The 22,674-nt window shown below is 74.0% G+C and carries 20 protein-coding genes; 13 read left to right on the top strand and 7 right to left on the bottom strand.

Annotated features, from left to right (window positions below):
- Positions 1–82: 82 nt before the first annotated feature.
- The 5 genes from pheS to ABZ479_RS24335 all read left to right on the top strand — a co-directional run bounded on the left by pheS (position 83) and on the right by ABZ479_RS24335 (position 9,059).
- The gene (gene pheS, locus ABZ479_RS24355) at positions 83–1,216 is read left to right on the top strand and encodes a phenylalanine--tRNA ligase subunit alpha (RefSeq protein WP_499603492.1); all 1,134 of its coding nucleotides are present in this window, start codon (positions 83–85) and stop codon (positions 1,214–1,216) included.
- Positions 1,216–3,717 carry a phenylalanine--tRNA ligase subunit beta gene (gene pheT, locus ABZ479_RS24350; RefSeq protein WP_500463535.1) on the top strand — a complete coding sequence of 834 codons (2,502 nt, stop codon included), beginning with the start codon at positions 1,216–1,218 and terminating at the stop codon, positions 3,715–3,717. The genes pheS and pheT overlap by 1 nt, the downstream gene beginning before the upstream one ends.
- 210 nt (positions 3,718–3,927) lie before the next feature.
- Positions 3,928–5,115, top strand: a complete 1,188-nt coding sequence (locus tag ABZ479_RS24345) for a PP2C family protein-serine/threonine phosphatase (RefSeq protein ID WP_500463534.1) — start codon at positions 3,928–3,930, stop codon at positions 5,113–5,115.
- A gap of 87 nt (positions 5,116–5,202) precedes the next feature.
- Positions 5,203–5,496, top strand: coding sequence for a hypothetical protein (locus ABZ479_RS24340; protein ID WP_500463533.1), 294 nt, complete (start codon positions 5,203–5,205; stop codon positions 5,494–5,496).
- Positions 5,497–6,461: 965 nt separating this feature from the next.
- On the top strand, positions 6,462–9,059 hold the full coding sequence (locus ABZ479_RS24335; protein ID WP_500463532.1) for an AAA family ATPase: 2,598 nt from the start codon (positions 6,462–6,464) through the stop codon (positions 9,057–9,059).
- Here the strand turns inward: ABZ479_RS24335 and ABZ479_RS24330 are convergent.
- Positions 9,050–9,913, bottom strand: coding sequence for a 3-hydroxybutyryl-CoA dehydrogenase (locus tag ABZ479_RS24330; protein ID WP_499603474.1), 864 nt, complete (start codon positions 9,911–9,913; stop codon positions 9,050–9,052). The genes ABZ479_RS24335 and ABZ479_RS24330 overlap by 10 nt on opposite strands.
- 288 nt (positions 9,914–10,201) lie before the next feature.
- On the opposite strand from ABZ479_RS24330, the gene ABZ479_RS24325 reads away from it, so the two are divergent.
- Entirely contained in the window at positions 10,202–11,521 is a 1,320-nt protein-coding gene (locus tag ABZ479_RS24325) for a glycoside hydrolase family 10-like protein (RefSeq protein ID WP_500463575.1), read from the top strand.
- Positions 11,522–11,590: 69 nt separating this feature from the next.
- Here ABZ479_RS24325 and ABZ479_RS24320 read toward each other — a convergent pair whose 3' ends face one another.
- The 4 genes from ABZ479_RS24320 to ABZ479_RS24305 all read right to left on the bottom strand — a co-directional run bounded on the left by ABZ479_RS24320 (position 11,591) and on the right by ABZ479_RS24305 (position 15,183).
- Complete coding sequence (locus ABZ479_RS24320) at positions 11,591–11,794, bottom strand: DUF1918 domain-containing protein (protein ID WP_329188854.1); 204 nt, start codon at positions 11,792–11,794, stop codon at positions 11,591–11,593.
- Positions 11,795–11,888: 94 nt separating this feature from the next.
- Entirely contained in the window at positions 11,889–12,632 is a 744-nt protein-coding gene (locus ABZ479_RS24315; RefSeq protein ID WP_500463531.1) for a nucleotidyltransferase domain-containing protein, read from the bottom strand.
- Positions 12,633–12,661: 29 nt separating this feature from the next.
- A complete protein-coding gene (locus ABZ479_RS24310; protein WP_500463530.1) occupies positions 12,662–14,122 on the bottom strand; it encodes an aldehyde dehydrogenase family protein in 1,461 nt (486 codons plus the stop codon).
- A 665-nt stretch (positions 14,123–14,787) separates the two neighbouring features.
- Positions 14,788–15,183, bottom strand: a complete 396-nt coding sequence (locus tag ABZ479_RS24305; protein ID WP_500463529.1) for a DUF5997 family protein — start codon at positions 15,181–15,183, stop codon at positions 14,788–14,790.
- Between the two features lie 59 nt (positions 15,184–15,242).
- Between ABZ479_RS24305 and ABZ479_RS24300 the strand changes: the two genes are divergently transcribed.
- Positions 15,243–16,004, top strand: a complete 762-nt coding sequence (locus ABZ479_RS24300) for a LysR family substrate-binding domain-containing protein (RefSeq protein ID WP_500463528.1) — start codon at positions 15,243–15,245, stop codon at positions 16,002–16,004.
- Positions 16,005–16,137: 133 nt separating this feature from the next.
- Here ABZ479_RS24300 and ABZ479_RS24295 read toward each other — a convergent pair whose 3' ends face one another.
- Positions 16,138–16,461, bottom strand: coding sequence for a hypothetical protein (locus ABZ479_RS24295; RefSeq protein ID WP_500463527.1), 324 nt, complete (start codon positions 16,459–16,461; stop codon positions 16,138–16,140).
- A 277-nt stretch (positions 16,462–16,738) separates the two neighbouring features.
- Here ABZ479_RS24295 and argC point away from each other — a divergent pair, with 277 nt between their 5' ends.
- Genes argC through ABZ479_RS24265 form a run of 6 tightly spaced genes read left to right on the top strand, consistent with a single transcriptional unit; the run spans position 16,739 to position 21,790 of the window.
- Positions 16,739–17,767, top strand: a complete 1,029-nt coding sequence (argC, locus tag ABZ479_RS24290; protein ID WP_499603464.1) for an N-acetyl-gamma-glutamyl-phosphate reductase — start codon at positions 16,739–16,741, stop codon at positions 17,765–17,767.
- Positions 17,764–17,952 (top strand): hypothetical protein, encoded by a 189-nt coding sequence (locus tag ABZ479_RS24285; protein ID WP_499603463.1) that lies wholly within the window; start codon positions 17,764–17,766, stop codon positions 17,950–17,952. Before argC ends, ABZ479_RS24285 begins: the two co-directional genes overlap by 4 nt.
- The gene (gene argJ / locus ABZ479_RS24280; protein ID WP_500463526.1) at positions 17,949–19,100 is read left to right on the top strand and encodes a bifunctional glutamate N-acetyltransferase/amino-acid acetyltransferase ArgJ; all 1,152 of its coding nucleotides are present in this window, start codon (positions 17,949–17,951) and stop codon (positions 19,098–19,100) included. Before ABZ479_RS24285 ends, argJ begins: the two co-directional genes overlap by 4 nt.
- Positions 19,097–20,032: an acetylglutamate kinase gene (gene argB, locus ABZ479_RS24275; protein ID WP_500463525.1), complete on the top strand. Its 936-nt coding sequence runs from the start codon at positions 19,097–19,099 to the stop codon at positions 20,030–20,032. Before argJ ends, argB begins: the two co-directional genes overlap by 4 nt.
- Complete coding sequence (locus ABZ479_RS24270) at positions 20,029–21,246, top strand: acetylornithine transaminase (protein WP_500463524.1); 1,218 nt, start codon at positions 20,029–20,031, stop codon at positions 21,244–21,246. The genes argB and ABZ479_RS24270 overlap by 4 nt, the downstream gene beginning before the upstream one ends.
- 7 nt (positions 21,247–21,253) lie before the next feature.
- Complete coding sequence (locus tag ABZ479_RS24265) at positions 21,254–21,790, top strand: arginine repressor (RefSeq protein ID WP_499603455.1); 537 nt, start codon at positions 21,254–21,256, stop codon at positions 21,788–21,790.
- A 79-nt stretch (positions 21,791–21,869) separates the two neighbouring features.
- Here the strand turns inward: ABZ479_RS24265 and ABZ479_RS24260 are convergent, their stop codons facing one another.
- The gene (locus tag ABZ479_RS24260) at positions 21,870–22,649 is read right to left on the bottom strand and encodes an SDR family oxidoreductase (protein WP_499603453.1); all 780 of its coding nucleotides are present in this window, start codon (positions 22,647–22,649) and stop codon (positions 21,870–21,872) included.
- Positions 22,650–22,674 lie beyond the last annotated feature (25 nt).

Raw genomic sequence — 22,674 nt, 5'->3', positions numbered from 1 at the left:
GCCCCGATAGACTCGACCCTTGGCATTCAGCGGTCGGGCAGGCAGGTCGGCCACGCCACCACCCACATCGGAACGGGAAGAAATGTCGGCACCGAACAAGTCGTACGACCCTGTCGAGGTCGAGGCACTGAAACCGGAAGAGATCGAGCGCCGGCGCGACGAGGCGCTCGCCGCGATCGCCGAGGCCGCCGACCTCGACGCGCTGCGCGAGGTCAAGGTGGCCCACACCGGGGACCGCTCGCCGCTCGCCCTCGCCAACCGTGAGATCGGCGCACTGCCGCCGCACGCCAAGGCGGACGCCGGCAAGCGCGTCGGCCAGGCCCGCGGCGCGGTCAACCAGGCGCTCAAGGCCCGGCAGGAGGTGCTGGAGGGCGAGCGCGACGAGCGCGTGCTGGTCGAGGAGGCGGTGGACGTCACGCTGCCGTACGACCGTGTCCCGCGCGGCGCCCGGCACCCGCTGACCACGCTCTCCGAGCGCATCGAGGACGTCTTCGTGGCCATGGGCTACGAGGTGGCCGAGGGCCCCGAGGTCGAGGCGGAGTGGTTCAACTTCGACGCCCTCAACATCTGGGCGGACCACCCGGCCCGCACCATGCAGGACACCTTCTTCGTCGAGGGCGACAAGCCCGCGGGCTCCGGCCCGGAGGAGAGCGGCGTCGTGCTGCGCACGCACACCTCCCCGGTGCAGATCCGCTCCCTGCTCGACCGCGAGCCGCCGGTCTACGTGATCTGCCCCGGCCGGGTCTACCGCTCGGACGAACTGGACGCCACGCACACCCCGGTGTTCAACCAGGTCGAGCTGCTCGCCGTCGACGAGGGCCTGACCATGGCGGACCTCAAGGGCACCCTGGACCACATGGTCCAGTCGCTCTTCGGCGAGGACATCACCACCCGGCTCCGCCCGAACTACTTCCCCTTCACCGAGCCGTCCGCCGAGATGGACATGGTCTGCTACGTCTGCCGCGGCGAGTCCGTCGGCGACCCGGACCGCCCCTGCCGCACCTGCGGCAGCGAGGGCTGGATCGAGCTCGGCGGCTGCGGCATGGTCAACCCCCGGGTGCTCACCGCCTGCGGCGTCGACCCGGAGAAGTACAGCGGTTTCGCCTTCGGCTTCGGCATCGAGCGCATGCTGATGTTCCGTCACAACGTCGAGGACATGCGAGACATCGTCGAGGGTGACGTGCGCTTCACCCTTCCGTTCGGGATGGAGATCTGATGCGGGTCCCGCTTTCTTGGCTGCGGGAGTACGTCGACCTGCCCGCCGGCGTGTCCGGCCGCGACGTCCAGGCCAAGCTCATTTCCGCCGGTCTCGAGGTCGAGACCGTCGAGCAGCTCGGCGCCGGCCTCAAGGGCCCGCTGGTGGTCGGCAAGGTGCTCACCATCGAGGAGCTGAGCGGTTTCAAGAAGCCGATCCGCTTCTGCACCGTCGACGTCGGCACCGCCAACGGCACCGGTGAGCCGCAGGAGATCGTCTGCGGCGCGACCAACTTCGCCGTCGGCGACAAGGTCGTCGTCATCCTCCCCGGCGGCGTCCTGCCCGGGAACTTCGAGATCTCCGCGCGCAAGACCTACGGCCGCAACTCGCACGGCATGATCTGCTCCGCCCGCGAGCTCGGCATGGGCGACGACCACGACGGCATCATCGTCCTGCCGCCGGAGCACGAGGCCGGCACCGACGCCGTCGAGCTGCTGGAACTGGTCGACGAGGTGCTCGACATCGCGGTCACCCCCGACCGCGGCTACTGCCTGTCGATGCGCGGCGTCGCCCGCGAGGCAGCCATCGCCTACGGCCTGCCGCTGCGCGACCCGGCGCTGCTCGACGTGCCCGGCCCGAACTCCTACGGCTACGAGGTGAAGGTCTCCGACCCCGTCGGCTGCGACCGCTTCACCGCGCGCACCGTCACCGGGCTGGACCCGGAGGCCGGCTCGCCGATCTGGCTGCAGCGCAGGCTGCAGAAGGCCGGCATGCGCCCGATCTCGCTCGCCGTGGACGTCACCAACTACGTGATGCTGGAGCTCGGCCAGCCCCTGCACGCGTACGACCGGCACCGCATCGAGGGCGCCATCGGCGTCCGCCGGGCGCAGCCGGGTGAGAAGCTGACCACGCTCGACGGCCAGGTCCGCGTCCTCGACGCCGAGGACCTGGTGATCACCGACAACCGCGGGCCGATCGGCCTGGCCGGTGTCATGGGCGGCGCCAACACCGAGATCGACGACACCGGCGCCTCGACGACCGACGTCGTCATCGAGGCCGCGCACTTCGACACGGTCGCCATCGCCCGCACCGCGCGCCGCCACAAGCTCTCCTCCGAGGCGTCCAAGCGCTTCGAGCGCGGTGTGGACCCGCAGGCCGCGTCCGCGGCCGCGCAGCGCACCGTCGACCTGCTGGTGCTGCTCGCGGGCGGCACCGCCGACGCGGGCGTCACCGAGGTCATCGCGCCCTCCGCGCCGCACACCATCACGATCCCCGCCGACCACCCGGACAAGGTGGCCGGCATGGCGTACGGCCGCGAGACCGTGGTGCGCCGGCTGCAGCAGGTGGGCTGCGACGTCTACGGCGCCGACGAGCTGATCGTCACCGTGCCGTCCTGGCGGCCCGACCTGCGCGACCCCAACGACCTCGCCGAGGAGGTCATCCGGCTGGAGGGCTACGAGAACCTGCCCTCCACCCTGCCGAACCTGCCCTCGGGCCGCGGTCTGACCGAGTCGCAGAAGCTGCGCCGCCGGGTCGGCCGGGCGCTCGCCGGGGCCGGCTACGTCGAGGTGCAGAACTACCCGTTCCTCGGCGAGGCCGTCTTCGACCAGCTCGGCCTCGACGCGGACGACCCGCGCCGCATCACGGTCAAGCTGGCCAACCCGCTGTCGGACGAGGAGCCCGCGCTCCGCACGACCATGCTCCCCGGCCTGCTCGGCGCCCTGCGCCGCAACGTCGGACGCGGCGCGCACGACCTCGCGCTCTTCGAGACCGGCCTGGTCTTCCGCCCCAGCGGCGAGGAGCCCGCGCCCCCGCGGCTGCCCGTCGACCGGCGCCCGACCGACGCCGAGATCGCCGCGCTCGACGCCGCCCTGCCGCGGCAGCCGCGGCGCGTCGCGGTCGTCCTGGCCGGTGCCCGTGAGCAGGCCGGCTGGTGGGGCCAGGGCCGTCCCACGCAGTGGGCCGACGCCGTCGAGGCCGGACGGGTCGTCGCCGGCGAGGCCGGGGTCGAGCTGATCGTCCGCCAGGACCAGCAGGCCCCCTTCCACCCGGGCCGCTGCGCCGCGCTCCTCGCGGTCGTCGACGGCGAGGAGGTGCTGGTCGGCAACGCCGGCGAGCTGCACCCCCGGGTGACCAAGGCACTGCACCTGCCGGAGCGCACCTCCGCCATGGAGATCGACCTCGACCGCCTGGAGCGCGCCTCCGGCGGCCCGGTCGTCGCGCCCCGCGTGTCCGCCTTCCCGGTGGCCACCCAGGACGTCGCCCTGGTCGTGGACGCCGCCGTCCCGGCCGCCGAGGTGGAGGGCGCCCTGCGCTCCGGCGCCGGCGAACTGCTCGAATCGCTGCGGCTGTTCGACATCTTCACGGGTGAGCAGATCGGCGCGGGCAGGAAGTCGCTGGCGTACAGCCTGCGGTTCCGCGCCCCGGACCGCACGCTCACCGCGGAGGAGGCCTCCGCGGCCCGGGACGCGGCCGTCGCCGCCGCTGCGGAGCGCACGGGAGCGGCCCTGCGCGGCGCCTGAGCCCTCGCCTCGCTCGTGGGGCGTCCCCGGTCCGCCGGGGGCGCCCCTTCGGCGTTCCGGCGGTCACGTAGTCCGATCGGGTGAAATGATTCCGCTGGGTATCGGGTTCGTCGCGCCGAGTCGCCACAATCGATCGGAACCAGGGCCCACTCGACGCGGGGGCTGTGTCGTCGCCCACCGCGTCAACGGCTTCAGGGGGAGCCCCGAGGCATGATCCGACCCAGGGCGGTGATCCGCCGGAGCGGCAACAGGGCACGGGGGCTGGCGATCCTGTCGCTTCCCGGTCTGTGGGTGGCCGCGGTGCTGGGTCTGGTGTACGCGATGCCCGGGGGAGTCCAGTGGGCGCCCGCCGCGGTCGCGGCCCCCGTGATCGCCTGCGCCGGCACGGGACGCCGCCGCTGCGTCCTCGCCGGCGGCGGTCTCGCCGTAGCGGCCGTCGCGGTGCCGGACACCGGGCAGCGGCTCGGCACCGAGGTCGCCGTCCTCGCCGTCCTGGTGGTCTCCTTCCGGCTCGCCGACCGCAGGGGCCGCCTCGCCGCCGAACTCGACCGCACCCGGGAGGTCGCCGTCGCCGCCCAGCACGTCCTCCTGCCCCCGCTGCCGCCACGCGTCGGCGGCCTCGCGGTGGCCGGCGACCACCTCTCCGCCAGCCGCGGCGCCCGCGTCGGCGGCGACCTGTACGAGGTGCTCGCCACGCCCTACGGGACGCGCGCGGTCATCGGCGACGTACGCGGCCACGGCCTGGAGGCCATGGGCACCGTCGCCGCGCTGCTCGGCAGCTTCCGCGAGGCCGCGCACGACGAACCGGAACTCGGTGGCGTGCTCCACCGCCTGGACCGCGCGCTCCACCGGCACCTGCTGGGGCGGCCGCACGCCGCCGAGGAGTTCGTGACGCTGATGCTGCTCGAACTGGACGAGGACTGCGGCGTCCAGGTCATCAACTGCGGCCATCCGCAGCCGTACCGGCTCTGCCCCGACCGCCCCGGGCAGCCGAGCGCCCTTCCGCTGGAGGCCGGCGAACCGTTCCCGCCGCTCGGCCTGTTCGACCCCGGTCCCGACGCGAAGGCCGTCCCCTGCGGGGAACTCCTGCCCGGCCAGGCGCTGTTCCTGCACACCGACGGCGTGATGGACGGCCGGGACGGCGCCGGGGAGTTCTTCCCCCTGCTGCCGGCCCTCGAAGGGGCCGCCCGGACGGCCTCCCACGGCGGCGCGTTGTCGGCGCGTGCCCTGGTCGACGCCGTGCGCGCCTCGTTCCTGCGGCACACGCGGGGGCGGCTCACCGACGACATGGCGCTGCTCGTGCTCCACCGGGACGCCCCGAGGGTGCCCGCCCAGGCCTGCGTTCAGGCCGACCCCGCCCGTACCGCAACCGGGGTTCCCGGAGTGCCGCGCCCTTGATGGCGCCCAATCCTTGGTAAACCTGGATCGACTCCGAGCAAAACACCCATTGCTCGTATACCGGCCAGAACGAGGAGAGGGGCAGGCATGGCAACCCCCACCGTCACCGGAGCCGAACTGTCCACGCCCACCGGAGAACTCATCGCCGTGGTCGGGCCGCCGGGGCCGCAGCGGTCCGCGCTGCAGCTCGCCCTCAACAACGCGCCGTGGAGCCGGGGCCCTTCCGTCACGACGACCGTCATCAGCCGCGGCGCGTGGAGCGAGCTGCGGCGTGTGGCGGCGGCGGGGATCACGGTCGTCGCGGCGTGCGACAGGGGGGTGGGGGCGGGGGTGGAGGCGCACCGTGTGGTGCTCCTGCCCGACCCCGACGGGGTTGCCTGACCGGGGTCCGTGGTTGCGGCCCGTTGTCGTGTGCGGGTTGTTTGTGGCTGGGGTTGCGGTTTCTCCCCCACCCTCCCGCCCGTTTGCCCGGCGCGGTAGGTGCGGGCCTGCGCACGTTGTGTTGGGGTCGGGGCCGCGCCGGCGCACGTCCTCAACGCTCGCGGTTTACGTCCACATCCTTGGGCGCCGCGTTCGCCGCTCGTCGTTTCCGGGCGCACCCCGCCACACCCCCTCCGGCCGGTTTGCGCGCACAACGGCCGGTGGGGGGGTATGGGGGCGGTCCAGCGCGCCCCGAACCGTTCTCTGACCCCACGACGCCACGGCGCAAGCCCGCATCATTCAGCACTGGGTCCGCCGCTCGCGTCGCCCAGTCTTCGGCCGGAGAAGCAGCACCTCCCCCCCCGTTAACCCGCCCTGTGCTGATGCATGACGTCCGATGAGGCGTTCAGACTGCGCACGCGGTGCCCCCGGACTGCCTTCTGACCACCCACCTGCCGTGATGCGCTCATACGACGGGAGGGGGTGTGTCGGGGTGCTCCCCCTGGCCGAAGGCCGGGGAAGGACGAGCGGCGGACCCGGTGACGTGGGCTTGAGCGGCGGGGCTGTGGGGGTTCAGCAAGTCACGTGCGCCAACCCCGGACCGCCCCCATACCCCCCCCACCGGCCGTCGTGCGCCCATACCTCGGGAGGGGGTGTGTCGGGGTGCGCCCGGAGACGACGAGCGGTTAAGTGCGGTGCCGAATGATGTGGGGGTAAACCGCGAGCGTTGAGGACGTGCGCCGGCGCGGCGCCGACCCCACAACGAGGTGCGAGGCCCGCACCAATCGCGCCGGGCAATCGGGCGGGAGGGCGGGAAAGAGCCCCAACAGAAACCACGACGCACCCGCACACAACCACCGGGCGGCACGGCGCAGCCGAACACGCGGCCATTGACAAGGCAGTTGGCCAAACGTTGTCATGAGCATATGCCGTCCCTCATCGGGCGTCGGGAGATCCTCGACCAAGCCCGGACACAGCTGACCGCGGGTCCGGGCGTCCTGCTCCACGGAGCGGCCGGGATCGGCAAGTCCGCCCTGCTCGCGGTGCTGGCCGACGAGGTCCCGCCGGAAGGCTTCGCGCTGCGGGCCGTCCCCGTCGAGGAGGACGCCAAGCTGCCCTTCGTCGCGTTGATGGACCTCTTCGCCCGCGTGCCGGAGGCGTACGTCGACGCCCTGAGCGCGGGCCCCCGTGCCGCGCTGCGGGCGGCGCTGCTGCGGGGGCACGAGCCGGTCGCGACGCAGAGCCGGCTCGCCGTGCGCGACGCGGCCGTGGAGCTGCTGCGGGCGCTCGCGGCGGCCGGCCCCGTGCTGATCGTCGTCGACGACCTCCAGTGGCTCGACACGCCGAGCGCCGAGGTGCTGTCGCTCGCGCTGCGCCGCCTCCCGCCGGGCGAGGACGTACGGTTCCTGGCCGCCGAGCGCGTCGTGGAGGGCGAGGAGCCGCTCGGGTTGCGGTGCTGCCCGCCGGGCACCGCGGCGCTGCCGGTGCCGCCGCTGTCCGACGGCGACGTGGCCGAGCTGCTGCTCGCGTTGGACGGCGCCGGGGCGGAGCTGCCCGAACGTGCGGTGCGTGCCGTCCAGGACACGGCCGCGGGCAACCCGCTGTACGCCCTGGAGCTCGGCCGCGCCCTGCTGCGGGACGGCACGCCGTTCGAGGCCGGGGACGTGCTCTCCGTGCCGCCGCGGCTGCGCGACCTGCTGCTGGACCGGGTACGGCTGCTGCCCGCCTCCGCACGGCAGACGCTGCTGGTCGCCAGCGCCGCCGCCCGCCCCACGCTGCCGCTGCTCGCGGCCGCGGGGGTCCCGGACCCGGAGGGCGACCTGGGCACCGCGGAGACCCTGGGGGTCGCCGTGGCGGACGCCGAGGGAACGATTCGCTTCCAGCACCCGCTGATCCGCGCCGCCGTGTACACCGACGCCCCCGAGCACGGCCGGCGCACCGCGCACAAGCTGCTGTCCAAGGTCGTGCCCGAGCCCGTGGAGCAGGCCCGGCACCTGGCCCTGGCCCACCCGCACGCCGACGAGACCACCGCGGCCACGCTTACGGCCGCCGCCGGCTCCGCCCGCCGCCGCGGCGCCCCCGCCACCGCCGCCGAACTGGCCGCCCTGGCGGCCCGCCGTACCCCCGAGGACCGGCCGGAGGAGCGCGCCGACCGGCTGCTGGCCGCCGCCGAGTACGCCAGCGACGCCGGCCTGCGGGGCGACGCCGACCGCGCCGCGGAGACCGTGCTCGCCGAGGCCGCCTCGCCACGGCAGCGCGTGCTCGCCCGGCTGACCATGCTGGGCAACGCCGGTCAGGCGCTGGCCGCCGCGGGCCGTCTCATCGCGGACGGCCTGGTGGAGGCCGAGGGCCACCCCGAACTGGAGGCCCGGCTGCACCAGTGGGCCGCCCTGCGCCACCTCATCGGCGGCCGGCCCGCGCAGGCCTCCGCCCACGCCCGCCGCGCCGCCGACATGGCGGTCCGGCCGGACGCCGTCGACACCCGTGTGGCCGCCCTGGCGCTGCTCGCGCGGCTGCACGCGCTGCACGGCGAGGCGGAGGCCGCCGAGGCCGCGCTCGGCGAGGCGTTCGCCCTCCCCGTGCCGCCCGACGGGCCCGGCGCCCGGGAACTGGTGCGCACCCGGGCGATCCTGGCGGCCGACGCCGACCGCATCACCGACGCCGAGAACGAGATGGCCCGTCTCCTCGGCAGGACCGGCGAGTACGCCTCCGTTGAGGAGACCGCCGCGACGCTGGTGGCACTGGTCCGTATCCAGGTGCGGTCCGGACGGTGCCGCGAGGCCCTGGACAACGTCGCCCGCTGCGCCGTGCTGCCCGTCCGGGCCGGGAACGACTCCCCGCCCGTGCTGTACGCCGCCGCGCTCGCCGAGACCGCCGGGGGGCGCCTGGAGCGCGCGCTGGAGCTCACCGACCGTACGATCCGGGCCTGCATGACCGACGGGGACCAGCTCTTCCTGCTGCGGGCCCTGGGCGTCCGCGGGCGGGCCCAACTCCTGGCCGGGGGGCGGGAGAACACCACGTCCGCGGTCGAGACGCTGCGTCAGGTGCGCAGGCTGGGGGAGACGATGGGCATCGCCGACCCGGTGATGCTGCGCTGGTACGGGGACCTCGCCGAGGCGACCGTCATCCTCGGTGACACGGACTCGGCCGCCGAGGTGCTGCGGGCGGCCCGCCGCCGTGCCGGGGTCCGGCCCTCCGCGAGCGTGCTGTCGGCCCTGGACCGTGCCGAGGGGCTGCGGGACTGCGTACTGGGCCGTTCCAAGCGGGGCGTCACCCGCATCCAGGCCGCCGCGGAGCGGCTGCGCGGCCGTTCGCTGCCCATCGACCTCGCCCGCACGCTGATCGTGCTGGGCGCCGCCGAGCGCCGTCCGCGGCGGGCGGCGGCGGCCCGGGGCGCCCTGGTCGAGGCGCTGGAGATCAGCTCCGCCGTCGGCGCGGCCCCGGTCGAGGCCCGGGCCAGGGCGGAACTGGCCCGGCTCGACGCGCGGCGGGAGACGACGGCGCGGACGCCGAACTACACGTAGTCGTAGAAGCCGTGGCCGCTCTTGCGGCCCAGCCGGCCCGCGTCGACCATGCGCTGGAGCAGCGGGGGAGCGGCGTACAGCGGCTCCTTGAACTCCTCGTACATCGACTCGGCGACCGAGGCCACGGTGTCCAGCCCGATCAGGTCGGAGAGCTTGAGCGGCCCCATCGGGTGGGCGCAGCCCATCTCCATGCCGTTGTCGATGTCCTCACGGCTGGCGATGCCGGTCTCGAACATCCGGATCGACGACAGCAGGTACGGGATGAGCAGCGCGTTGACCACGAAGCCCGCGCGGTCCTGGGCGCGGATCGGGTGCTTGCCCAGCACGTCGGTGACGAGCTTCTCGGCGCGCACCAGCGTCTGGCCGTCCGTGGTGAGGGCGGGGATCAGCTCGACGAGCTTCTGCACCGGCGCCGGGTTGAAGAAGTGGATGCCGATGACCTGCTCCGGGCGGGAGGTCGCCACGGCGAGCTTCACCAGCGGGATGGAGGAGGTGTTCGAGGCCAGGATCGCGTCGCGCCGGGTCACCACCTGGTCGAGCACCTGGAAGATCTCGGTCTTGACCTGCTCGTTCTCGACGACGGCCTCGATGACGAGGTCGCGGTCGGCGAAGTCGCCCAGGTCGGTGGTGAAGGTGAGGCGCTCAAGCGTCGCGTCGCGCTCCTCCTCGGTGATCTTGCCGCGCTCCGCCGCCTTGTGCAGCGAGTTCGTCAGCCGGGTGCGGCCCAGCTCCAGGGCCTCGCCGGTGGTCTCGGCCACCCGGACGTCCAGTCCGGCCCGGGCGCACACCTCGGCGATACCCGCGCCCATCTGGCCACAGCCCACCACACCGACACAACGGATGTCGTCGTTCAACGCCCAGCCTCTCCCTGATCGCGAGATGGAGACCCGGACCGTCGTGAGGTCCGGACCAGCCCGCTCGACATTACACCCGGCCGGCCTACCGGTCCGGGTCCCCGCGAGGGCCGCCCGGCCGGCCACGGACGCCCGCTGACCGGGTCCTGCGCCGCCCGGTGACACCCGTGTGCCGGAGGCGACGCGGGAGCCGTACGGGACGGACGCGTCCGCCGCGCGCCCGGGCCCTTCCGGCCCCGGTAGGTTGCCGGACGGGCCGGTTCGACCCAGTATCGGCGAAACATGGATATGACGGGGAATCAGGGGACAGCCGTGCGCCGACTCTCACGCAGGACCTTCGCCGCGGGCGCCGCCGGGGCGATCGGCACGGTGGCCGCCGGCGGGGCCGCGCGGGCGGCGGAGGGAACGGCCGGGAGGGCGGGGACGGCCGGGGCGCCGGCCGCGGCGGCGGGCGGTCCCGGCGCGCCGGCGCAGTTCCGCGGCATGTGGCTGGCGACGGTCGCCAACCGCGACTGGCCCACCGCCCGCGGGCTGTCGGCCCGTCAGCAGCACGCCGAACTCCTCGGTTACCTCGACCTCGCCGTCGAGCGACGGCTGAACGCCGTCGTCATGCAGGTCCGGCCGACCGCCGACGCGTTCTGGCCGAGCCCGTACGAGCCCTGGTCGGAGTACCTGACCGGGGTGCAGGGGCGCGACCCCGGATGGGACCCGCTCGGCACGGCCGTCGCGGAGGCGCACGCGCGGGGGCTGGAACTGCACGCCTGGTTCAACCCGTTCCGCGTCGCCACCCACGACGACCCGGGACGCCTCGCCCCGGACCATCCGGCCCGCCTCAACCCCCACTGGACCGTCGCGTACGGCGGCAAGCTCCACTACAACCCCGGGCTCCCCGAGGTCCGTCGCTTCGTGCAGGACGCCATGCTCGACGCCGTCCGCCGCTACCCCGTCGACGGCGTGCACTGGGACGACTACTTCTACCCCTATCCCGTCGCAGGGCAGCACTTCGCCGACGACGACGCCTTCGCCCGGTACGGGGCGGACTTCGCCGACCTCGCGTCCTGGCGGCGCGGCAACATCGACCTGCTCGTCAGCGAGACCGCCGCACGCGTCCGCGAGCTCCGCCCCGCCACCCGCTTCGGCATCAGCCCCTTCGCCGTCTGGCGCAACCGCGGCACGGACCCCCGCGGCTCCGCCACCCGCGGCGGGGTCCAGACCTACGACGACCTCTACGCCGACACGCGCGGCTGGGTCCGCGAGGGCTGGATCGACTACGTCGTGCCGCAGGTGTACTGGCACATCGGCTTCGACGTGGCCGACTACGCCACACTCGTGCCCTGGTGGGCCGACGTCGTCGACGGCACGGGCGTCCAGCTCTACATCGGCGAGGCCCTGTACCGCGCGGGTGGCGCCGGCGAGGCGGCGGCCTGGCGGGACCCGGGGGAGCTCTCCCGCCACCTCGACCTGGACCGCGACCATCCCCAGGTGCTCGGCAACGTCTTCTTCTCCGCCAAGGAGGTCGCCGCCGACCCCATCGGGGCGATGTCCCGGGTCGTCGCCGACCACTACCCGACGCGCGTCCGCACCCCCGGCCGGGGGCCGGGGGCGTAGGAGCGCACGCCTGTGGCCGCGGCCGCGCGGAGCGACGGCCGCGGTCCGCACGATCGCGTACGGGACGGCTCAGCGGGTGGGGGCCGCGCCCCGCCCGTGCTCCACCGTCGAGTCCGGTCCGGGGGACAGGATGCACTCGTGCCCGTCGTCGTAACGGACCCGGTACGGCGGCTCGCCGCCCTGCCCCATGACCTCGACGATCTCGGCCACCTTGTCGTGCTGGCCGACGACCCGCCCGTGCTGCCTGACCCGGTCACCCTTGTTCGCGTGCATCGGTCGACCTCCTGAGAACTCGGCGGTCCGCAGCCCTTGCCCCTCCAGTCTAGGTTCGGGCGTCCGCTCCGCACCCCCGGGAACGGGCCGGGGCTCAGGCCGGCCGCAGGCCGAGTTCCGCCAGAACGCGCGGGTCCGGGGTGCGCCGGTAGCCCGCCCACAGCGGGCCGCCGCAGGCGTCCAGCACCACGTCCACCACCGCGGCGAACTCCTCGGGCGGGCCGCCGCGGACGAGGTCGCGGTAGCCGCCGAGCAGCACGCCCGCGAGTTCGGGGTCGGCCTCGCGCAGCCGGCGGGGCAGCCATTTGCCGCCACCGCGCCAGTGGCCGCGGGTGACGAGCAGGAGCTCGGCGGCACCGTCGAGGAGGGCGGCGGCCACGGCGAGGAGCTCGTCCTCGTCCCGCGCGCCGAGCAGGTCGTCGCGCAGGTCGGTGACGGAGTAGCGCCGGTGGTCGCGCGCCGCGTCCGTGACCGCCGGCGGCCCGGCGGCGAGGATCCGCTCCGCGGCGTCGCGCAGCCGGGCGGCGGTCCCGTCGCGGTCGAGCAGGACGGCGCCGCGCGCGCACATGAACGCCATCGTGCCGCTGCCCCGGTCGCGGTCCCAGCCCATGAAGGCCCGGGCCGACTCGGGGGTGTGCACGAAGAGCTCGACCGGCCAGGAGCCCCACACGAACGACTCCGCGTGGCACCCGGCGGGCGGGCCGAGGACGACGACCACGTCCAGGTCGGACGTCGCCGTCCCCTCGCCGCGGGCGGTCGACCCGCCCAGGAAGCCGGCGAGGGCGTCGGGGAAGCGGTCGGCGAGAAGGGCGCGGGCCGCGCCGAGCGGATCTTCCATGCGCGGACCCTACGCCCTCCGCAGCGGGTTCAGAACGGGTAGTGCGCCTGCTGGGTGGCCAGGGTGACCCAGCGGGTGTTGGAGAAGGCCTCCAGGCCCCAGCGGCCGCCGAAGCGGCCGTGACCCGAGGCCTTGAAGCCGCCGAAGGGCGCCTGCGGTTCGTCGGCCACCGACTGGTCGTTGACGTGCACGATGCCGGTGCGCAGCCGCCGGGCGACGGCCAGCCCGTGGGTGCCGTTCTCGGTGATGACACCCGCGGTCAGACCGTGGTCGGTGTCATTGGCCAGGGCCACGGCCTCGTCGTCGTCGGCGAAGGAGGTCACGGTGACGACCGGGCCGAAGGCCTCGCCGTAGTAGATCTCCGCGTCCTTGGGCACGTCCCGCAGCACGGTGGCCGGGTGCACCGCGCCTTCCGGCTCGCCGCCACCGGTCAGCACGGTGGCGCCCTTGGCGACGGCGTCCCGTACCAGCGCGGCGACGCGCCGCGCGGAGGCCTCGCTCACCAGCGGCCCGATGACGGTGTGCGGGTGCGAGGGGTCGCCCGAGGGCAGCGTGCCTACCTTGGCGGCGAACTTGGCCGTGAACTCCTCGGCGAGACTCTCGTGGACCAGGACGCGGTCACCGGACATGCAGATCTGCCCGGAGTTGAGGAAGACGCCGAAGACGGCCGCGTCGACGGCGTAGTCCACGTCGGCGTCGTCGAGCACGACGATCGCGTTCTTGCCTCCGAGCTCCAGCACGGCGGGCTTGAGGTGGCGCGCCGCGTGCGTGCCGATGATCCGGCCGACCTCCGTCGAGCCGGTGAAGTTGACGACGCGGACCCTCGGGTCGGCGATCAGCGCCTCCGCGACCTCGGCGGCGTCCTCGCGGGCGTTGGTCACCACGTTCAGCACGCCGTCCGGCAGCCCGGCCTCGCGCAGCACGTCCGCGACGAACAGCCCGCAGGCCACCGGGGCGTCCTCGCTCGGCTTCACCACGACCGTGTTGCCCGCCGCCAGCGGAGCGGCGACCGCGCGCACCCCGAGGATCAGCGGGGCGTTCCACGGTGCGAAGGCGCCGACGACGCCGACCGGCTCGCGCACCGCCATGCCGAGGACGCCCTCCTCCTGCGCGCTCAGCACCTCGCCGCGCGGCGCGGTGATGGCGGCGGCCACCTCGCGCAGGATGTTGGCGGCCAGCCCGACGTTGAAGTACGCCCAGGGACGCGTCCCCCCGGCCTCGAGCGCCATGATCCCGGCGGCCTGCTCCGTGCGGGCCTCCAGGAGGTCGGCGGCGGTCAGGAAGATCTTGCGCCGCGCGAACGGGCTGAGCGCCGCCCATTCCGGGAACGCGGCCTCGGCGGCGTCCACCGCCCGCGTGACGTCCTTGGCGCCCCCGGCGGCGACGGTCGCGTACACCTCCCCGGTGAAGGGGCTGACGTCCTCGGCCGTGCGTCCGGAGACGGCCGGGACGTCCTTGCCGCCGATCAGCAGTTCGCGGGAGATGGTCATGGCAGCCCCTGTTCTGGCGCGCGAACATCTGCGTTCGCACAGTGAACTATCGTTCATCGACCGTTCGGGCACTGAGTCTGCGACGCGCCCTCCGAGCTGTCAACGGACCGGGACGCGCTTTGTGCACGGGGAGCGGGGGTGCGGGGGAGCGGGGGGAGGGAGTGCGGGGCGGAGGTCGCGGACGCTGTCGCGGCTCCGTGGCTCGGCTGCGGGACGCGGACCCGCCGTGCTGCGGGTCGGGCACGGCGCGCGCCTACCGGCCGCGCGCAGAACTCCTGCCGTTCACGGGTTCTGGCGCCGGGCCCGGCCGCTGTGCGCCGAGTCCGGGGCGGCGTGTCCTGTCCCCGTCGGTAAGGCCGACGCCTGCGGCGACGCCAAAGCCTCGCCCCACAGCGTGCGGGAGGCGGCGCGAGGGGCCGCCGGCGCCTGCGGCGCCGTGCGCGACGGACGGCTGCGTGCCGGTGCGGGTGCTTCGGAGCGTCGGCGTGTTCGCGAAGCCGCGCTGATCACCGCGCGGCACCGCACGCCCGGCGGCACACGGCGGCCCGCCACGCTGCGTACGGCGCCGCTTCCCACTCCGAACGGCTGCCGCGCACGGCACGTCACCAAGGAGCGGACCAAGCGTCGCCGCGCCCAGGTGACGGCCTGCGGTGTCGCGGGGGGCGTCAGGCGTCGTCGCGGCGGGCGCGCTCGGCGTCGCGCTCCTTGAGGCGGGCGGTCTCCTTGCGGACCTCGGCCTGGGTGGCGCGCTCCTTCTGCAGCCACTCCGGGGCGTCCTGCTTCAGCGCCTCGATCTGCTCCGTGGTGAGCGCCTCGGTGACCCCGCCGCGGGCGAGGCCGGAGATGGAGACGCCCAGCTTCGCGGCGACCACCGGGCGCGGGTGCGGGCCGTCGCGGCGGAGCTCCCGGAGCCACTCGGGCGGGTCGGCCTGGAGCGCGTTCAGCTCGTCGCGCGAGACGACGCCCTCCCTGAACTCGGTGGGGGTGGCCTCGAGGTACACACCCAGCTTCTTCGCCGCGGTGGCGGGCTTCATGGTCTGGGTGGAGTGGTGCGACGTCATGCCCCAAGGATATCGAGCGCCGGCGCGGCCCCCGACCGGCGCCGGGGTAGCCTGGCCGGATGACCGGCTCGGTAGCTCCCTCCTCGTTCCGCCTCGCCTACGTCCCGGGTGTGACCCCCGCCAAGTGGGTGCGGATCTGGCAGGAGCGGCTGCCGGACGTCCCGCTGGAGCTCGTGATGGTCACGGCCGCCGAAGCCCCGGGGAAGCTCCGCGGCCTCGACGCGGACGCGGGCCTCGTACGGCTGCCGATCGACCGGACGGACCTCAGCGCCATCCCCCTGTACACCGAGACGACGGTGGTCGTCGTGCCCAAGGACCACCTCGTGGCGGCGGCCGAAGAGGTGTCCCTGGCGGACCTGGCCGAGGACGTCGTCTTCCACCCCCTCGACGACACCCTGGACTGGGCGGAGTCGGCGTTCCCCGGGCGGCCCGCCGTCGAGCGGCCCGCCACGACCGGGGACGCGGTCGAACTCGTCGCGGCGGGCGTGGGGCTGCTGGTCGTGCCGCAGTCGCTGGCGCGCCTGCACCACCGCCGGGACCTCACCTACCGCCCGGTCAGCGACGCCCCGCAGTCGCGGGTGGCCCTGTCCTGGCGCGAGGACACGACGACCGACCACGTCGAGGACTTCATCGGCATCGTGCGCGGCCGCACCGTCAACAGCACGCGCGGCCGAACCCAGCCCCAGGCGCAGTCGAGCAAGCAGCGCCCGGAGGAGGGGGCGGCGCGACGCAAACCCGCCACCGCCAAGTCGTCCGGCCGTGCGTCCACGAAGACGCCCCGGCCCACCGCGAAGCGCGGGAAGCCCCGCCGGCGATCGTGACCGGGGGGATGGCACCTCCGCCATGACAGTCCGGCGGCTCTTCACGCAGGACGGGACGCACTGCTCGAAGGCCGTGTCGGGGGGTCGGGGCGGTCTCCGGAATCCCCGTCGTGGATTGCTCCGAGGGCGTCGATCAGGACGCGGTGCTGCTGGTACGGACCGTGCTGCCCGGATCCGGCCGACGCTCACCGCGCGTCAGAAGGTCGCGGCGTAACGCGATCTGCAACGGCAGGTTCTCGCCGCCGGTGTCGTGGGCGTCACCGGAAAGGAAGAGCCGAGCGGCAGTTTTCCAGCCACCGGCGTCCTCGTTCCCGAAGCCGGGATACCGCGGGTCGATGTACCGCCATTCCTCCTTGTCCCCGATCACGATCGGCTTCCCGTCGTTCACCGTGACCAGGGTGAAGGAGCCCCCGCCCTCCGCCGCCCGCACCGGAACCGCCGCCACCCCCGTGAACACGATCGCCGCTCCACCGGCGACCACCGCGCTCCGCCGTTCTCCTCACCTACGAGCCCGTCCCTTCCCTGCCGCCTGGACCGTGCACGTGGCCCACCGGCCGGAGGACCCGGTTCCCGGGAGGGCACAGAAGCTTCATGGAGCATCCGACGAGGGGCTCCGCGGGACGCGACGGCCCGTGCGTCGACTGCAGGAGAATGATCCCGCAGGGTGTCGGAGCGGGAATCATTGCATAAAAGTTCCGAGGGCCGTATAGTCATGCCATCGAAGAGGAGGGTCCATGGCATTCCGGGCAGCGGTGGCGGGAGCGAGCGGGTACGCGGGCGGGGAGATCCTGCGCCTGTTGCTGAACCACCCCGAGATCGAGATCGGCGCGCTCACCGGGAACTCCAACGCCGGGCAGCGCCTCGGCGGCCTGCAGCCGCATCTGCTGCCGCTGGCGGACCGCGTCCTGGAGGCCACGAGCGCGCAGGCGCTGGCCGGCCACGACGTCGTCTTCCTCGCGCTGCCGCACGGGCAGTCCGCCGCCGTCGCCGAGCAGCTCGGCGACACGGCGCTCGTCGTGGACTGCGGCGCCGACTTCCGGCTGAAGGACGCCGCGGACTGGGAGCGGTTCTACGGTTCCCCGCACGCCGGCACGTGGCCGTACGGCCTCCCGGAACTGCCGGGTGCCCGTGCCGCGCTGGAGGGGTCCAAGCGCATCGCGGTGCCCGGTTGCTACCCCACCGCGGTCTCGCTCGCGCTGTTCCCGGCGTACGCCGCGGGCCTGGTGGAACCCGAGGTCGTGGTCGTCGCCGCGTCCGGTACCTCCGGTGCGGGCAAGGCGGCCAAGCCGCACCTGATGGGCAGCGAGGTCATGGGCAGCATGAGCCCGTACGGGGTCGGCGGCACGCACCGGCACACCCCCGAGATGGTCCAGAACCTCTCCGCCGTGGCCGGCGAGCGGGTCTCCGTCTCCTTCACCCCGACGCTGGCGCCGATGCCCCGCGGCATCCTCGCCACCTGCAACGCCAAGGCCACGCCCGGGACCACCGCCGAGGCCGTCCGCGCCGCCTACGAGAAGGCGCTGGCCGACGAGCCGTTCGCGCACCTGCTGCCGGAGGGCCAGTGGCCCGCCACCGCCGCCGTGTACGGCTCCAACGCCGCGCTGATCCAGGTGGCGTACGACGAGGCCGCCGGCCGGGTCGTCGTCGTCAGCGCCATCGACAACCTCACCAAGGGGACGGCCGGCGGCGCCGTACAGAGCATGAACATCGCGCTCGGCCTCCCCGAGGGGCTGGGCCTGAGCACCGCGGGGGTCGCGCCATGACGCCCCGTTCCGCCGCCCGCGCCCGCCGTGCCGTCGCCGAACTGCTCACGCGAGCCGCGCCCTGCGACGCGGGCGCCGACGGGCACGGCACGGCCCCGGTGACCGGCCCGCACACCGACATCACGGCGAAGGCCGCGCCCCTGCGGTGCGCCGGCCCAGAAGCGCACAAGGAGACGACACAGTGAGCGTCACGGCAGCACAGGGGTTCACGGCGGCGGGCATCGCCGCCGGGATCAAGGAGAACGGCAACCCGGACCTCGCCCTCGTGGTGAACAACGGTCCGCGGCTCGCCGCGGCCGGCGTGTTCACCTCCAACCGCGTCAAGGCCGCCCCCGTCCTGTGGTCGGAGCAGGTGGTCAGCGGCGGCCGGGTCTCCGCCGTGGTCCTCAACTCCGGTGGCGCCAACGCCTGTACGGGCCCGCTGGGCTTCCAGGACACCCACGCCACCGCCGAGGCGGTCGCCGACGCCCTCGAGCACAGCGCGGGGGAGGTCGCCGTCTGCTCCACCGGGCTCATCGGCGTGCGCCTGCCGATGGACAGGCTGCTGCCGGGCGTCGCCAAGGCGGCGGCCGAACTCTCCGCCCACGGCGGCGAGAAGGCCGCCATCGCCATCAAGACCACCGACACCGTCCACAAGACCGCCGTGCACGAGGGCGAGGGCTGGACCGTCGGCGGCATGGCCAAGGGCGCGGGCATGCTCGCCCCGGGCCTGGCCACCATGCTGGTCGTCCTCACCACCGACGCCGACCTGGACTCCGCCGCCCTGGACGGGGCGCTGCGCGCCGCCACCCGCACCACCTTCGACCGGGCCGACTCCGACGGCTGCATGTCGACCAACGACACGGTGCTGCTGATGGCCTCCGGCGCCTCGGGCGTCACCCCCGCCGCCGGGCCCTTCGCCGCCGCCGTGGAGCAGGTGTGCGCCGACCTCGCCCGGCAGCTGATCCGCGACGCCGAGGGCGCGTCCAAGGACATCAAGATCGAGGTCGTCAACGCCGCGACCGAGGACGACGCCGTGGAGGTGGGCCGCTCCATCGCCCGCAACAACCTCCTCAAGTGCGCGATCCACGGCGAGGACCCCAACTGGGGCCGGGTGCTGTCGGCGATCGGCACCACCTCCGCCGCCTTCGAGCCGGACCGCCTCAACGTCGCCATCAACGGCGTGTGGGTCTGCAAGTCCGGCTCCGTCGGCGAGGACCGCGAGCTGGTCGACATGCGCTACCGCGAGGTCCACATCACCGCCGACCTCGCCGCCGGCACCGAGACGGCGACCATCTGGACCAACGACCTCACCGCCGAGTACGTCCACGAGAACAGCGCCTACAGCTCATGAGCGCCCGCAAGCACACCGCCCTGCCGAAGGCGCAGATCCTGATCGAGGCGCTGCCCTGGCTCACCCGGCACCACGGCAAGACCGTCGTCATCAAGTTCGGCGGCAACGCGATGGTCGACGAGGAGCTCAAGGCGGCCTTCGCGCAGGACGTCGTCTTCCTGCGGCACGCCGGCCTCAAGCCGGTGGTCGTGCACGGCGGCGGCCCGCAGATCAGCGCGCAGCTCGACAAGCAGGGCCTGGTCAGCGAGTTCAAGGCGGGCCTGCGGGTCACCACCCCGGAGGCCATGGACGTCGTCCGCATGGTGCTCGCCGGACAGGTGCAGCGCGAGCTGGTCAACCTGCTCAACCTGCACGGTCCGCTGGCCGTCGGCCTGACCGGCGAGGACGCCCACACCATCAGCGCCACCCGGCACCGCCCGATGATCGACGGTGAGGCCGTCGACATCGGCCGGGTCGGGCAGATCACCGAGATCGACACCGGCGCCATCCGGGCCCTGCTGGACGACGGCCGTATCCCGGTCGTCTCCTCCATCGCCCGCAGCGCCGACGACGGCCACATCTACAACGTCAACGCCGACACCGCCGCCGCGGCGCTCGCGGCCGCGCTCGGGGCCGAGACCCTGATGGTCCTCACCGACGTCGAGGGCCTGTACGAGGACTGGCCGCACAGCGACGAGGTCATCAGCCGGCTCACCGCGAGCGAGCTGGAGAAGCTGCTGCCCGAGCTGTCCAGCGGCATGGTGCCCAAGATGGAGGGGTGCCTGTTCGCGGTGCGCAACGGCGTCCACACCGCCCGGGTCATCGACGGGCGGGTCCAGCACTCCATCCTGCTGGAGATCTTCACCGACGAGGGAATCGGCACCATGGTGCTGCCCGACGGCGCCGACGCCGCGCGCGGCACCACATCGCGCAACGGAGGGGGACGGGCATGACCGGCACCGGCAACCAGGGGAACGAGGCGCTCACACGGCGCTGGCAGGACTCCCTGATGGACAACTACGGCACCCCGCGGCTGCCCCTGGTCCGCGGCGAGGGCGCCCGGTACTGGGACGCCGACGGCAACGAGTACCTGGACCTCCTCGGCGGCATCGCCGTCAACGCCCTCGGCACCGCGCACCCGGCGGTCGTCCGTGCCGTCTCCGAGCAGATCGCGACGCTCGGCCACGTCTCGAACTTCTTCATCGCCGAACCCACGGTCGCCCTCGCCGAGCGGCTGCTCCAGCTGTCCGGCCGCCCCGGCCGCGTGCTGTTCTGCAACTCCGGCGCCGAGGCCAACGAAGCCGCCTTCAAGATCGGCCGCCTGACGGGCCGCACCCACATGGTGGCCACCGACGGCGCCTTCCACGGCCGCACCATGGGCGCGCTCGCGCTCACCGGCCAGCCCAAGAAGCAGGAGTCCTTCCGCCCGCTGCCCGGTGACGTCACCCATGTGCCGTACGGCGACGCCGACGCCTTGCGCGCCGCCGTCACCGAGGAGACGGCGCTGGTGATGCTCGAGCCCATCCAGGGCGAGAACGGTGTCATCGTGCCGCCCGCCGGCTACCTGGCCGCCGCGCGGGAGATCACCCGCGCCACCGGCACCCTGCTCGTCATGGACGAGGTGCAGACGGGCATCGGCCGCACCGGCCACTGGTTCGAGCACCAGGCGCAGGGTGTCGAGCCGGACGTCGTCACCCTCGCCAAGGCGCTCGGCGGCGGACTGCCCATCGGCGCCACCCTCGCCTTCGGCCCCGCCGCCGACCTCCTGACGCCCGGTCAGCACGGCACCACCTTCGGCGGCAACCCGGTCGCCTGCGCCGCGGCGCTCGCCGTCCTGGACACCATCGCCCAGGAGGGCGTGCTGGAGAACGTCAAGCGCCAGGGCGAGCGACTGCGCCAGGGCGTCGAGGCGCTGGGCCACCCTCTGGTCGATCACGTGCGCGGTGCGGGCCTCCTGCTGGGTATCGTGCTCACCGGGCCGTTCTCCGCGCAGGTGCAGAAGGCGGCCCAGGACGCCGGACTCCTGGTGAACGCCGCCGTACCCGACACGGTGCGGCTCGCCCCGCCGCTGATCCTCGGTGACGCCGAGGTGGACGCGTTCCTGAGGGCGCTGCCGGGTGTCCTCGACGCCGTACACGCCGCAGAGGAACCGCGATCCGGAGAATGACACGACGATGAGCGAGGCGCAGCAGCAGGCCGGCGGGGGAGCCGCCGCCGTACCGCAGACCCGGATGGCACGCCACCGGCGGATCGTGGACATCCTGAACCGGCAGCCGGTGCGGTCCCAGAGCCAGCTCGCCAAGCTGCTCTCTGACGACGGGCTGAGCGTCACCCAGGCGACGCTCTCCCGCGACCTCGACGAACTGGGCGCGGTGAAGATCCGCACCAACAACGGCGAGCTGATCTACGCCGTGCCCAGCGAGGGCGGCTTCCGCACCCCCATGGCGCCGCTCGGGGAGTCGGTGAAGGAGGAGCGGATGCGCCGCCTCGCCGGCGAGCTGCTGATCTCCGCGGAGGCCTCGGCCAACCTCGTGGTCGTCCGCACGCCGCCCGGTGCCGCGCAGTTCTTCGCGTCCGCGATCGACCAGGCCGAGGTGTACGACATCCTCGGCACCATCGCGGGCGACGACACGGTCATGCTGATCAGCCGCGACCCGTCCGGCGGGCAGGCGGTCGCCGACCACCTGCTGCGCCTGGCCGCGGGCAGCTAGGCCGGCCCCGGGCCGTACGGCGGTTCCCCCGGCCGGAAGCCGGTGGAACCGCCGTGTCCGGGGGCTCCCCGGGGTGCGGTCAGACGACGGGGCTCAGGCCGCCGTCGAAGTTGATGCCGGTGCCGGTCACGTAGCCGGCCCGGTCGGACAGCAGGAACGCCACCAGGTCGGCGAACTCCTCGGCGCGGCCCACCCGGCCCAGCGGGATGCCGGAGTCGCGGCCCATCGTGGCGTACAGCTCCTCGAGGGGGATGCCGCGCTCCTCGGCCTGCCGGGTCCACTGGCCGCTCTCCACCAGGCCGACGAGGACGGCGTTGACGCGGATGTTGTCCGGCCCCAGTTCCTTGGACAGCGCCTTGGTCAGGGCGAGTCCGGCCGCGCGGGAGACGGAGGTCGGGGTGCTGCCGGCGCCGGGCGCCTTGGCCGACACGGCGAGGGTGTTGACGACGCCGCCGCCCCCCGCGGCGCGCAGGTGGGGGAGGGCCAGCCGGGTCAGCCGTACCGCGGCGTGCAGCTTCAGTTGCAGGTCCTCCTCCCACACCGAGTCGTCCTGGCGCTCGAAGAAACCGGCCGCGCTGCGGCCCGCGTTGTTGACCACGGCGTCGATCCGTCCCCAGCGCCCGTCGGCGGCGGCGACGAAGCGCTCGAGGTCCTCGGGACGGGTGACGTCCGCGGGTACGCCCAGCACGTCGGCGCCGCCGGCGCCGAGTTCCTTCACCACGTGCTCGATGCGTTCGGGGTCACGTCCGCACAGCGCCACCTTGGCGCCCTCGGCGGCCAGCCGTCGGACCAGGGCCGCGCCGAGTCCGTCGGACCCTCCGGTGACCAGCACGACCTTGCCGTTCAGTTGCAGATCCATGTGACGCATTCTTGCCACTGGGAAC

It is taken from the genome of Streptomyces sp. NPDC005722 (genome assembly GCF_040630935.1).
Lineage (GTDB): Bacteria > Actinomycetota > Actinomycetes > Streptomycetales > Streptomycetaceae > Actinacidiphila.
The sequence above is the reverse complement of the archived record's forward strand: the minus strand, read 5'-3'. Positions and strand labels throughout refer to the sequence as shown.